The sequence below is a fragment of the Burkholderia stagnalis genome (genome assembly GCF_039848545.1).
Classification (GTDB): domain Bacteria; phylum Pseudomonadota; class Gammaproteobacteria; order Burkholderiales; family Burkholderiaceae; genus Burkholderia; species Burkholderia stagnalis.
Map to the genome: position 1 here is coordinate 1027161 of NZ_CP156685.1, position 13449 is coordinate 1040609.

A 13449-nucleotide genomic window follows, 5' to 3' on the forward strand; every position below is an offset into this window, starting at 1 on the left:
GCGCGTGGCGACACGCGCGACGCACGATGAAAAAGGCGCCGTGGTGCGCCTTTTTCGCTTTTTGCGGTACAGTCGCAGCACCCGCCGCACGTTCGGCGCGCCGGATGAAACAAAGATGACGAAGTCGCCGAAAATCCCCGAATCCGTTCTCGTCGTGATCTATACCCCCGAACTCGACGTGCTGGTGATCAAGCGTGCCGACCAGCACGAGTTCTGGCAGTCGGTCACCGGCTCGAAGGACACGCTCGACGAGCCGCTCGCCGTCACCGCCGCGCGCGAAGTGGCCGAGGAAACGGGCATCGTGGTCGGCAGTCCGGACGTGCCCGCGAGCGCGCTCGTCGACTGGCGGCACCGGATCGAATACAGCATCTACCCGCAGTACCTGCATCGTTACGCGCCCGGCGTCACGCGCAACACCGAGCACTGGTTCGGGCTGTGCGTGCCGCGTCGCGTCGACGTGACGCTCGCGCCGCGCGAGCACGTCGACTATGCATGGCTGCCGTATCGCGACGCGGCCGCGCGCTGCTACTCGCCGTCGAATGCCGAGGCGATCCTGCAGTTGCCCGAGCGCGCCGGGCCGGTTCACGCGTCGCCGGACAGCCTGCCCGGGTCCGCATGAACGGCGAAGCCCGCAAGCGCTTCGCGCAGCTGCGCCAGATGTTCCTGCAGGAGCGGGGCTCCGCATCGCGGCTGGCGTTCACGGCGGGCAATACCGTGCGGCTGTGCCAGAGCGGCGACGCGTTCTTCGCCGCGCTGATCGGGCGGATCGACGCCGCCCGCGAGCAGGTGATGCTCGAAACCTACATCTTCTGCGACGATGCGGCGGGAAGGCCCGTGTCGGATGCGCTGCTGCGGGCCGCGCGCCGCGGCGTGCGGGTGCGGGTGATCACCGACGGCGTCGGCACCGCGCGCCTGCCGCTGTTCGACGCGTGGGCACAGGCGGGCATCGAGCACTGCATCTACAACCGCTACCTGTTCGGCCGCTTCGGCTTCTCGCGCACGCACCGCAAGCTGGCCGTCGTCGATCATGCGTACGCCTACTGCGGCGGGATCAACATCGTCGACGACCATGCGCAGAACGGTGCAACGCTCGACCATCCGCGCTGGGACTTCAGCGTCGAGATGACGGGGCCCGTCGTGTCCGACGTGCGCGCCGCGTTCGAGCTGCAGTGGCACCGGATCCAGTTCGGCCACAAGCCGTACGCGCAATACGCGGCCGGGCTGGCCGGCGGCGACGCGTTTCCGGACATGTTCCGCCGCTGGATGCGCAGCCACCGCTGGATCAAGGCCGGCGCGCTGCGGATCGTGACCGAGCCGAGCGTCGCGTTCGTCGCGCGCGACAACGTCGTGAACCGCCGCACGATCGAGAAGGCGTACCTCGCCGCGATCGGCAAGGCGCGCCAGCAGATCCTGCTCGCGAACCCGTATTTCATGCCGGGCCGCAAGCTGCGCCGCGCGCTGACGGGTGCCGCGCGGCGCGGCGTCGACGTGCGGGTCCTGATCGGCCGCAACGAGTTCGCGTCGCTCGATACCGCGGTGCCGTTCCTGTATCACACGCTGCTGCGCGCCGGCGTGCGCGTCGCCGAATACGACAAGACGATACTGCACGGCAAGGTCGCGGTGATCGACGACAACTGGGCGACGGTCGGCTCGTCGAATCTGGACGCGCTGAGCCTGATGCTGAACAATGAGGCCAATGTCGTGCTGGTGCGGCACGACGCGGTGACGAACGAGCTGCGCGACGCGATCGCCGCCGCGTTCGCCGACGGCCGCGCGATCGACCCGGCGCGCTACGCGGCGCGCCCGCTGGGCGAGCGTATCCTGAACTGGCTCGCCTATACGGCGTACCGCACCGTGATGAAGGCGCTGACGGTCGGCAGCTACGATTAAGCAGGCACTTCACATCTTTCAGCACGGCCGTGCGGAAAACCGCTTCCAAGGCCGCCCGAATCGCGCAAAATAGCGACTCGGTTAGACACCGGTTTCTAATAATTTCCTTGTTTCGCGGGCGGTCGCACTCAATAATAGTACGGCCGTTCGATTTTATTTGAACCCCCGAACGGTTACAGAAATAGCTATGCGAAAAGGCGAACAGACGCGTGCCGCGATACTCGAAGCTGCATTGGACCTCGCCAGCCGTGACGGGCTGGAGGGGCTGACGATCGGCCTGCTGGCCGAGCGCATGCAGATGAGCAAGAGCGGCGTGTTCGCGCACTTCGGATCGCGCGAGGACCTGCAGGTGGAAGTCGTGCGCGAGTATCACCATCGTTTCGAGAACGAGGTGTTCTTTCCGAGCCTGCGCGAGCCGCGCGGACTGCCGCGCCTGCGGGCGATGCTGGCGCGCTGGATGGAGAAGCGCATCCAGGAGGTGACGACCGGGTGCATCTACATCAGCGGGGCCGTCGAGTACGACGACCGGCCCGACAGCTCGGTGCGCGAGCAGTTGATGGCGAGCGTGACCGCCTGGCGCGCCGCGCTGCTGCGCGCCATTTCGCAGGCAAAGGACGAAGGCCATCTGCGTACGGATACCGATCCGGACCTGATGCTCTTCGAGCTGTACAGCTTCACGCTCGGCCTGCATCACGACGCGCGCTTCCTGCATACGCCGGACGCGGTGCGCCTCACGTGGGCCGCGCTGGAAAAGACGATTGTTTCGTATCAGAGCGAGAGCCGTTAGCGGCGCGTGATCCGCCCGCCGGGAGCTCGAGCGATAGCCCTACTTTGGAGAGAGTCATGGGACAGTACGCCGCGCCGCTGCGCGACATGCAATTCGTGTTGCACGAGCTTCTGAACGTCGAAGCCGAAGTCAAGCACATGCCCAGGCATGCGGACCTCGATGCCGACACGATCAACCAGGTCCTCGAAGAAGCGGGCAAGTTCTGCTCCGAGGTACTGTTCCCGTTGAACCAGGTCGGCGACCGTGAAGGCTGCACGTACGTCGGCGACGGCGTCGTGAAGACCCCGACCGGCTTCAAGGAGGCCTACCAGCAATACGTCGAGGCCGGCTGGCCGGCGCTCGGCTGCGATCCGGACTACGGCGGCCAGGGCCTGCCCGCGTTCGTGAACAACGCGCTCTACGAAATGCTGAACTCGGCGAATCAGGCATGGACGATGTATCCGGGCCTGTCGCACGGCGCCTACGAATGCCTGCACGCGCACGGCGCGCCGGAACTCCAGAAGCAGTACCTGCCGAAGCTCGTGTCCGGCGAATGGACGGGCACGATGTGCCTGACCGAGCCGCACTGCGGCACCGACCTCGGCATCCTGCGCACCAAGGCCGAACCGAACGGCGACGGCTCGTACTCGATCAGCGGCACGAAGATCTTCATCTCGAGCGGCGAGCACGACATGTCGAAGAACATCATCCACCTCGTGCTCGCGCGCCTGCCGGACGCACCGCAAGGCACGAAGGGGATCTCGCTGTTCATCGTGCCGAAGTTCATCCCCGACGCGGCGGGCGAGCCGGGCGAGCGCAACGGCATCAAGTGCGGCTCGATCGAGCACAAGATGGGCATCCACGGCAACTCGACCTGCGTGATGAACCTCGACAACGCGAAGGGCTGGATGGTCGGCGAGCCGAACAAGGGCCTCAACGCGATGTTCGTGATGATGAATGCCGCGCGCCTCGGCGTCGGCATGCAGGGCCTCGGCCTCACGGAAGTCGCGTACCAGAACTCGCTGACGTACGCGAAGGAGCGCCTGCAGATGCGCTCGCTGACGGGCCCGAAGGCGCCGGACAAGCCGGCCGACCCGATCATCGTGCACCCGGACGTGCGCCGCATGCTGCTCACGCAGAAGGCGTATGCGGAAGGCGCGCGCGCGTTCACGTACTGGTCCGCGCTGCAGATCGACAAGGAGCTGTCGCACGGCGACGAAGCGGTGCGCAAGGAAGCGGCCGACCTCGTCGCGCTGCTCACGCCGATCATCAAGGCGTTCCTGACCGACAACGCGTTCGAGTCGACCAACCACGCGATGCAGATCTACGGCGGCCACGGCTTCATCTCCGAGTGGGGCATGGAGCAGTACGTGCGCGACGCGCGGATCAACATGATCTACGAAGGCACGAACTCGATCCAGTCGCTCGACCTGCTGGGCCGCAAGGTGCTCGGCGACATGGGCGCGAAGCTGAAGAAGTTCGGCAAGATCGTGTCCGACTTCGTCGAGGCCGAAGGCGTGAAGCCGGAGATGTCCGAGTTCGTCAACCCGCTCGCCGACATCGGCGAGAAGGTGCAGAAGCTGACGATGGAAATCGGCATCAAGGCGATGCAGAACCCGGACGAAGTGGGCGCCGCCGCCGTGCCGTACCTGCGCACCGTCGGCCACCTCGTGTTCTCGTATTTCTGGGCCCGCATGGCGCGCCTCGCGCTCGACAAGGAAGCGTCGGGCGATCCGTTCTACAAGTCGAAGCTCGCGACCGCACGCTTCTACTTCGCGCGCCTGCTGCCCGAGACCGCATCGACGATCCGCGCCGCGCGCGCCGGCTCGAAGACGATGATGGAAGTCGACGAATCGCTGTTCTGATCGGACGCCGGGCGGCGCGCGCACCGCGCGTCGCCCGGCCGATACGGTTCCTGGTACCTACATCGCCGCGCCGCCATTGATACGATCCGCGCCGCGCGGCACTATCCGGAGATATCCCGTGAGCAATTTCATCATTCGCAAGGTGGCCGTGCTGGGCGCCGGCGTGATGGGCGCGCAGATCGCCGCGCACCTCGTCAACGCGCGCGTACCCGTGCTGCTGTTCGACCTGCCGGCCAAGGAAGGCCCGAAGAACGCGATCGCGCTGAAGGCGATCGAGAACCTGAAGAAGCTGTCGCCCGCGCCGTTCGGCGTGAAGGACGACGCGAAATACCTCGAGGCCGCGAACTACGAGGATGACATCGCGAAGCTCGCCGAGTGCGACGTCGTGATCGAGGCGATCGCCGAGCGGATGGACTGGAAGCACGACCTGTACAAGAAGGTCGCGCCGCACATCGCGCCGAACGCGATCTTCGCGACCAACACGTCGGGCCTGTCGATCACGAAGCTGTCCGAAGGGTTCTCGGACGAGCTGAAGGCGCGCTTCTGCGGCGTGCACTTCTTCAACCCGCCGCGCTACATGCACCTCGTCGAGCTGATCCCGACCGCGCACACGCGCCCGGAAATCCTCGACCAGCTCGAGACGTTCCTGACGAGCGTCGTCGGCAAGGGTGTCGTGCGCGCGAAGGACACGCCGAACTTCATCGCGAACCGCGTCGGCATCTTCTCGATCCTCGCGGTGATCACCGAGGCCGCGAAGTTCGGCCTGCGCTTCGACGAAGTCGACGACCTGACCGGCAGCCGCCTCGGCCGCGCGAAGTCGGCGACGTTCCGCACCGCGGACGTGGTCGGCCTCGACACGATGGCGCACGTGATCAAGACGATGCAGGACAACCTCGCCGACGATCCGTTCTTCCCGGTCTACCAGACGCCTGCCGTGCTCGCCGAGCTGGTGAAGCAGGGCGCGCTCGGCCAGAAGACGGGCGGCGGTTTCTACAAGAAGGAAGGCAAGGCGATCAAGGTGCTCGACGCGAAGACGGGCACCTATGTCGATTCGGGCGCGAAGGCGGACGAAACGGTCGGCCGCATCCTGAAGCGCCCGCCGGCCGAGCGCCTGAAGCTGCTGCGTGAAACGGACCATCCGCACGCGCAGTTCCTGTGGGCGATCTTCCGCGACGTGTTCCACTACATCGGCGTGCATCTCGAGTCGATCGCCGACAACGCGCGCGACGTCGACCTCGCGATCCGCTGGGGCTTCGGCTGGAACGAAGGCCCGTTCGAAGGCTGGCAGGCCGCCGGCTGGAAGCAGGTTGCCGAGTGGGTGCAGGAAGACATCGCGGCCGGCAAGGCGCTCGCGAACGTGCCGCTGCCGTCGTGGGTGCTGGAAGGCCCGGTGGCCGAGAAGGGCGGCGTGCACACGGCCGAAGGCTCGTGGGCGCCGGCGTCGAAGCGCTTCGTGCCGCGTTCGGACCTGGCCGTCTACAAGAAGCAAGTGTTCCGTGCGCCGCTGCTCGGCGAAGCCGGCGCCGACCCGAAGACCTACGGCAAGACGCTGTTCGAGACCGATGCGGTGCGCGCATGGGTCGACGACCGCGCGGGCGAGGACGACGTCGTGATCGTGTCGTTCAAGTCGAAGATGAACACGATCGGGCCGAGCGTGATCGACGGCCTCGTGCAGGCGATCGAGCTCGCGGAGAAGGACTACAAGGGCGTGGTGATCTGGCAGCCGACGTCGCTGAAGCTCGGCGCGCCGGGCGGCCCGTTCTCGGCGGGCGCGAACCTCGAAGAGGCGATGCCGGCGTTCATGATGGGCGGCGCGAAGGGCATCGAGCCGTTCGTGAAGAAGTTCCAGGAAGGCATGCTGCGCGTGAAGTACGCGAACGTGCCGGTGGTCGCGGCCGTGTCGGGCATCGCGCTCGGCGGCGGGTGCGAGCTGATGCTGCACAGCGCGAAGCGCGTGGTGCACGTCGAGAGCTACATCGGCCTCGTCGAAGTGGGCGTCGGTCTCGTGCCGGCGGGCGGCGGCCTGAAGGAAGCGGCGCTGCGCGCGGCGGACGCGGCCACCGCGGCCAACGCGACCACCGACATCCTGAAGTTCGTCACGAAGTCGTTCGAGAACGCGGCGATGGCGAAGGTCTCGGCCTCCGCGCACGATGCGCGCGCGATGGGCTACGTGAAGCCGTCCGACACGATCGTCTTCAACGTGTTCGAGCTGCTCGACACCGCGAAGAAGGAAGCGCGCGCGCTGGCCGACACGGGTTACCGCGCGCCGCTGAAGGCGAAGGACGTGCCGGTGGCGGGCCGCTCGGCGATCGCGACGATCAAGGCATCGCTCGTCAACATGCGCGACGGCCGCTTCATCAGCGACCACGATTTCCTGATCGCGAGCCGCATCGCGGAAGCGGTGTGCGGCGGCGACGTCGAGGCGGGCAGCCTGGTCGACGAGGCATGGCTGCTGGCGCTGGAGCGCCGCGCGTTCGTCGAGCTGCTCGGCACGCAGAAGACGCAGGAACGGATCATGGGCATGTTGCAGACCGGCAAGCCGGTGCGTAACTGAGCGAGTGGACAGGCAAGGAGTCTGAAATGAGCAAACAACTGCAAGACGCATACATTGTCGCCGCCAGCCGCACGCCGATCGGCAAGGCTCCGCGCGGTGTCTTCAAGAACACGCGCCCGGACGAGCTGCTGGTGCACGCGATCAAGTCGGCCGTCGCACATGTGCCGGACTTCGACACGAAGCTGATCGAGGACGCGATCATCGGCTGCGCGATTCCGGAAGCCGAGCAGGGCCTGAACGTCGCGCGGATGGGCGCGCTGCTCGCGGGCCTGCCGAACACGGTCGCCGGCGTGACGGTCAACCGCTTCTGCGCATCGGGCATCACCGCGCTCGCGATGGCGGCGGACCGCATCCGCGTCGGCGAATCGGACGCGATGCTCGCGGGCGGCTGCGAATCGATGAGCATGGTGCCGATGATGGGCAACAAGCCGTCGATGTCGCCGCACATCTTCGATCGCAGCGAAGACTTCGGCATCGCGTACGGGATGGGCATGACCGGCGAGAGCGTTGCCGACCGCTGGAAGGTGAGCCGCGAAGACCAGGACGCGTTCTCGTTCGAGTCGCACCGCAAGGCGCTCGCCGCGCAGCAGGCCGGTGAGTTCAACGACGAGATCGCCGCGTACACGATCACCGAGCGCTTCCCGAACCTCGCGACCGGCGAGATCGACGTGAAGACGCGCACGATCTCGCTCGACGAAGGCCCGCGCGCGGACACGTCGCTCGAAGGCCTCGCGAAGCTGCGCACGGTGTTCGCGAACAAGGGTTCGATCACGGCCGGCAACAGCTCGCAGACGTCGGACGGCGCGGCTGCGCTGCTCGTCGTGTCGGAGAAGGTGCTCAAGCAGTTCAACCTGACGCCGCTCGCGCGTTTCGTGAGCTTCGCGGTGCGCGGCGTGCCGCCGGAAATCATGGGCATCGGCCCGAAGGAAGCGATTCCGGCCGCGCTGAAGGCCGCGGGCCTGAAGCAGGACGATCTCGACTGGATCGAGCTGAACGAGGCGTTCGCCGCCCAGTCGCTCGCGGTGATCCGCGAGCTCGGCCTCGATCCGTCGAAGGTGAACCCGGTGGGCGGCGCGATCGCGCTCGGCCACCCGCTCGGCGCGACCGGTGCGATCCGCGCCGCGACCGTCGTGCACGGCCTGCGCCGCCGCAACCTGAAGTACGGGATGGTGACGATGTGCGTCGGCACCGGCATGGGCGCCGCGGGCATCATCGAACGCCTGTAAGCGAGGCGAACAGCAGTACGACGGTGCGCGGGCCACGAGCTCGCGCACCGTTTTTGTCATTCGGAATGGATACAGCCAAGGAGACGCTTGTGACGGACATCCAGGTGGAACGCGCCAACGGCGTGATGACGATCACCATTGCGCGGCCCGCGAAAAAGAATGCGCTGACGGCCGCGATGTACCAGACGATGGCCGACGCGCTCGGCGAAGCGCAGGAGGACAAGGCGGTTCGCGTGATCCTGCTGCGCGGCGGCGACGGCAACTTCAGCGCGGGCAACGATCTCGAGGACTTCCTGAAGGCGCCGCCGAAGGACGACAGCGCGCCGGTGTTCCAGTTTCTCGCGCGCATCAGCAGCGCGTCGAAGCCGATCGTCGCCGCGGTGCCGGGCGTGGCGGTGGGCGTCGGCGTGACGATGCTGCTGCATTGCGACCTCGTCTACGCGGCCGACACGGCCACGTTCTCGCTGCCGTTCGTGCAGCTCGGGCTGTGCCCGGAGGCCGGGTCGAGCCTGCTGCTGCCGCGCCTGGCCGGGCATCAGGTGGCGGCCGAGAAGCTGCTGCTCGGCGAGGCGTTCGATGCGCTCGAGGCGCACCGCATCGGCATCGTCAACCGCGTGCTGCCGGCCGCCGAGCTCGATGCGTTCGCGGCGAAGCAGGCGGCGAAGCTCGCCGCGCTGCCGGCTTCGTCGCTGCGCGTGACGAAGGCGCTGCTGAAGGATACGGGCGGTGCGGCGGTGCCCGCGCGGATGGCGCAGGAGGCGCAGCACTTCAGCACGATGCTGCGCGAGCCGGAAGCGCGCGAGGCGATGACCGCGTTCTTCGAGAAGCGCAAGCCGGACTTCCGCCAGTTCGACTGACGCGGCCTGCGAGCGCGCGGCCGATGATCGTCGCCGCGCCGGCCTGAAGTCATGCCGCCCCGCATCCGCGGGGCGCTTTCATTTGCGCCCGCCATCGGCTTTCAACGCCCTTCATGTCGCGGTGCACCACTGCGATCTTTCGCCCGTTCGCCGCGACCGCTCACCCACCACGCGCTGCGCGCCCCGACGCGCGAATCCCTTGCCCCGCCTGAGGTTGACGGACATCGCCCCGAGCCGGCGCCGCCGCCGCTTTCGGCTCGTTTTAGCGGAAATCGGCGAAGTTTGTTCGTCGTCAAGATGCACCGCCGCAACATTCCGTAAAGTTCGCGCGCAGGTCGCTGCGGTCGACACGCGCCGCGCGACGGCGGGGGTACACGACCCCGGCAGTCCTTCTCAACGACACTCAGGCAAACGAACGATGATCAGACGAATCACCGGCGGGGCGCGCGCAGCCCCCGTCATCGGGCTGCTGGCGGGACTCGCCGGATGCAGCGATCTTCACGTGCTCGATCCGAAGGGCGCGGTGGGCGTCGCAGAGAAAGCGCTGATCGCGACCTCGACATGGACGATGCTGATCGTCGTCGTGCCGGTGATCCTGCTCACGCTGTTCTTCGCATGGCGTTACCGCGCGTCGAACCGCAATGCAACCTATGCGCCGGAGTGGTCGCACTCGACCGCGATCGAGGTCGTGATCTGGACGGTGCCGACGCTGATCATCCTGTTCCTCGGCATCCTCACGTGGAAGACCACGCACGAGCTCGACCCGTACAAGCCGCTCGAGTCGTCGGTCAAGCCGATCGACGTCGAGGTCGTCGCGCTCGACTGGAAATGGCTGTTCATCTATCCGGAGCTCGGCATCGCGTCGGTGAACCAGCTTGCGATTCCGGTCGGCACGCCGGTGAATTTCCGCATCACGTCGGATTCGGTGATGAATTCGTTCTTCATCCCGCAGCTCGGCAGCCAGGTCTACGCGATGGCCGGCATGCAGACGCGCCTGCACCTGATCGCCGACGAGGCGGGCGACTTCGCGGGCGTGTCCGCCAACTACAGCGGCCGCGGCTTCTCCGACATGAAGTTTCGCACGCTCGCCGAGCCGCGCGAGCAGTTCGACGCATGGGTGCAGAAGGTGAAGGCCTCGTCCGACCGGCTCGACATGACCGCATACCGCACCGTCGCGCAGCCGAGCGAGAAGGCGCCGGTGCGCTACTTCTCGACGGTCGACCCGAAGCTGTTTCACAACATCATCGCGAAATACAACGACGGGCACGTCCTCGACCTGAAGGACGCCGCCTGTACGACGAAGGGGTAACGCATGTTCGGCAAACTGACACTTTCGGCGATCCCGTTCGACCAGCCCATCATCATGGGGGCGAGCGCCTTCATGGGGCTCGTCGTGCTGGGCATCGTCGCCACGCTGACGGCCACCGGCCGCTGGAAATGGCTGTGGAGCGAATGGCTGACCTCGGTCGACCACAAGAAGATCGGCGTGATGTACCTGGTCGTCGCGGTGCTGATGCTGCTGCGCGGCTTCGCCGACGCGGTGATGATGCGCCTGCAGCTCGCGCTCGCGTACAACGGCCCCGGCTACCTGCCGCCGCATCACTATGACCAGATCTTCACCGCGCACGGCGTGATCATGATCTTCTTCATGGCGATGGCGCTGCTGGTCGCGTTCTTCAACCTGATCGTGCCGCTGCAGATCGGCGCGCGCGACGTCGCGTTCCCGTTCCTGAATTCGCTGAGCTTCTGGATGACGGCGATGGCCGCGATCCTGATGAACATCTCGCTCGTGATCGGCGAGTTCGCGCAGGTGGGCTGGCTCGCGTATCCGCCGCTCTCCGAGCTGCAGTTCAGCCCCGGCGTGGGCGTCGACTACTACCTGTGGGCGCTGCAGATCTCCGGCGTCGGCACGCTGATCACCGCGATCAACTTCTTCGTGACGATCATCAAGATGCGCGCGCCGGGCATGACGCTGATGAAGATGCCGGTGTTCACGTGGACGGCGCTGTGCTCGAACGTGCTGATCATGGCGACGTTCCCGATCCTGACGGTCGCGCTCGCGCTGCTCGGCCTCGACCGCTACCTCGACATGCACTTCTTCACGAACGAGGCGGGCGGCAACGCGATGCTGTACCTGAACCTGATCTGGGCGTGGGGCCATCCGGAGGTATACATCCTCGTGCTGCCCGCGTTCGGCATCTATTCGGAAGTGATCGCGACGTTCGCGAAGAAGCCGCTGTTCGGCTACAAGACGATGGTGTACGCATCGTGCGCGATCATGGTGCTGGCGTTTCTCGTGTGGCTGCACCACTTCTTCACGATGGGCTCGGGCGCGAACGTGAACGCGTTCTTCGGGATCATGACGATGATCATCGCGATCCCGACCGGCGTGAAGATCTTCAACTGGCTGTTCACGATGTACCGCGGGCGCGTCGAGTTCACGGCGCCGGTGATGTGGACGATCGGCTTCATGGTCACGTTCACGCTCGGCGGCATGACGGGCGTGATGCTGGCGATTCCCGGCGCGGACTTCGTGCTGCACAACAGCCTGTTCCTGATCGCGCATTTCCACAACACGATCATCGGCGGCGTCGTGTTCGGCTATTTCGCGGGCGTTCATTTCTGGTTCCCGAAAGTGTTCGGCTTCAAGCTCGACGAGAAATTCGGCAAGCGCGCGTTCTGGTGCTGGCTGGCCGGCTTCTACGTCGCGTTCATGCCGCTCTACGTGCTCGGCTTCATGGGCATGACGCGCCGCCTGAACCACTACGACAACCCGGCCTGGCAGCCGTGGCTGCTGGTCGCCGCGTTCGGCGTGGTGCTGATTGCGCTCGGCGTGGTGTGCCAGGTCGCTTCGGTGTGGGTCGGCTGGCGGAACCGCCACCTGCCGCAGTATCGCGACGCGACCGGCGACCCGTGGAACGGCCGCACGCTCGAATGGGCGACGTCGTCGCCGCCGGCGGTCTACAACTTTGCCGTGACGCCGAACGTGCATGAGCTCGACGAGCTTGCGTACCGCAAGGCGAAGGGCCTCGGTCTCGGGCTCGGCAAGAACGTCAAGTACGAGGACATCCACATGCCGTCGAATACCAGCGCGGGCCTGTTCGTCGGCGTGTTCAGCCTGCTGCTCGGCTTCGCGCTGGTATGGCACATCTGGTGGCTCGCGATCGCCGGCCTGGTCGGCATCGTCGCGACGGTGGTGCTGTACAGCGCGCAGGACAACGAAGGCTATTTCATCCCGGCGGATACCGTCCGCAAGATCGAGGAACAACGCACGGGCGTGCGGATGCGCGCGCCGTCGCCGGAAGCCGAACTGGAGGCGAACTGATGTCATCTCAAACTCTCGCGGGCGCGGCCCGCCATCCGGGGGCGCACGCGCATCCGCCGTCGCATTCGGTGTTCGGGTTCTGGCTGTACCTGATGACCGACTGCGTGATCTTCGCGTCGCTGTTCGCGACCTTCGCGGTGCTCGGCAACCAGTATGCGGGCGGCCCGGGCGCGAAGGACCTGTTCGACATCCCGGGCGTCGCGCTCGAGACCGCCGTGCTGCTGCTGTCGAGCATCACGTACGGCTTCGCGATGCTCGGCGCGCAGCGCCGCCGGCGCGGCACGGTGTTCGTCTGGCTCGCGGTCACGTTCGTGCTCGGCGCGGCGTTTCTCGCGATGGAAATGCGCGAGTTCTCGCACCTGATCGCCGAGGGCGCGGGCCCGCAGCGCAGCGCGTTCCTGTCGGCGTTCTTCACGCTGGTCGGCACGCACGGGCTGCACGTCGCCGTCGGCCTGCTGTGGATGGTCGTGCTCGTCGTGCAGATCGCGCGCGGCCCGGGCATGACCGAGCGCGACGTCCGGCGCCTGATGTGCCTGAGCCTGTTCTGGCACTTCCTCGACATCGTCTGGATCTGCGTGTTTTCCTTCGTCTATCTCGCGAGCGTGATCTAAATGGCCCATTCGGAACTCATACACCACGACGAAGCGCACGGCACGGCCCGCGGCTACATGGTCGGCTTCGTGCTGTCGGTGCTGCTGACGGCCGCGTCGTTCGGCCTCGTGATGGGCGGCATGCTGGCGCCGAAGGCGGCGATCATCACGCTCGCGGTGCTCGCGTTCGTGCAGATCGTCGTGCATCTCGCCTGCTTCCTGCACATGAACGCCTCGTCCAGCCAGCGCTGGAACGTGATGGCGTTCAGCTACACGGTGCTCACCGCGCTGATCCTGATCTTCGGGACGCTGTGGGTGATGCACAACGTCAGCATGAACATGATGTCGCGCTAACCGGCATCCGGGTCATGCATTC

The 13449-nt window shown here is 66.4% G+C and carries 11 protein-coding genes; all 11 read left to right on the forward strand.

The features are described 5' to 3' along the window. Positions 1-115 precede the first annotated feature (115 nt). The gene (gene nudB, locus ABFO07_RS04875) at positions 116-619 is read left to right on the forward strand and encodes a dihydroneopterin triphosphate diphosphatase (protein WP_347468462.1); all 504 of its coding nucleotides are present in this window, start codon (positions 116-118) and stop codon (positions 617-619) included. Continuing rightward, positions 616-1890 (forward strand): cardiolipin synthase ClsB, encoded by a 1275-nt coding sequence (gene clsB, locus ABFO07_RS04880; RefSeq protein ID WP_347468463.1) that lies wholly within the window; start codon positions 616-618, stop codon positions 1888-1890. The genes nudB and clsB overlap by 4 nt, the downstream gene beginning before the upstream one ends. A gap of 187 nt (positions 1891-2077) precedes the next feature. Then, positions 2078-2677: a TetR/AcrR family transcriptional regulator gene (locus ABFO07_RS04885; protein WP_017334175.1), complete on the forward strand. Its 600-nt coding sequence runs from the start codon at positions 2078-2080 to the stop codon at positions 2675-2677. Between the two features lie 56 nt (positions 2678-2733). Further along, positions 2734-4521: an acyl-CoA dehydrogenase C-terminal domain-containing protein gene (locus ABFO07_RS04890; RefSeq protein WP_347468465.1), complete on the forward strand. Its 1788-nt coding sequence runs from the start codon at positions 2734-2736 to the stop codon at positions 4519-4521. 118 nt (positions 4522-4639) lie between these two features. Continuing rightward, positions 4640-7075 (forward strand): 3-hydroxyacyl-CoA dehydrogenase/enoyl-CoA hydratase family protein, encoded by a 2436-nt coding sequence (locus ABFO07_RS04895; RefSeq protein WP_059879893.1) that lies wholly within the window; start codon positions 4640-4642, stop codon positions 7073-7075. Positions 7076-7101: 26 nt separating this feature from the next. After that, a complete protein-coding gene (locus ABFO07_RS04900) occupies positions 7102-8301 on the forward strand; it encodes an acetyl-CoA C-acyltransferase (RefSeq protein ID WP_059923401.1) in 1200 nt (399 codons plus the stop codon). 89 nt (positions 8302-8390) lie between these two features. Next, the gene (locus ABFO07_RS04905) at positions 8391-9158 is read left to right on the forward strand and encodes an enoyl-CoA hydratase (RefSeq protein WP_059566111.1); all 768 of its coding nucleotides are present in this window, start codon (positions 8391-8393) and stop codon (positions 9156-9158) included. A 418-nt stretch (positions 9159-9576) separates the two neighbouring features. Continuing rightward, positions 9577-10467 (forward strand): ubiquinol oxidase subunit II, encoded by an 891-nt coding sequence (cyoA, locus tag ABFO07_RS04910; protein WP_059566110.1) that lies wholly within the window; start codon positions 9577-9579, stop codon positions 10465-10467. A gap of 3 nt (positions 10468-10470) precedes the next feature. Further along, positions 10471-12483, forward strand: coding sequence for a cytochrome o ubiquinol oxidase subunit I (gene cyoB / locus ABFO07_RS04915; protein ID WP_059906582.1), 2013 nt, complete (start codon positions 10471-10473; stop codon positions 12481-12483). Further along, positions 12483-13094 (forward strand): cytochrome o ubiquinol oxidase subunit III, encoded by a 612-nt coding sequence (cyoC, locus tag ABFO07_RS04920; protein WP_059566108.1) that lies wholly within the window; start codon positions 12483-12485, stop codon positions 13092-13094. Before cyoB ends, cyoC begins: the two co-directional genes overlap by 1 nt. After that, entirely contained in the window at positions 13095-13427 is a 333-nt protein-coding gene (gene cyoD / locus ABFO07_RS04925) for a cytochrome o ubiquinol oxidase subunit IV (RefSeq protein ID WP_059566107.1), read from the forward strand. Positions 13428-13449 lie beyond the last annotated feature (22 nt).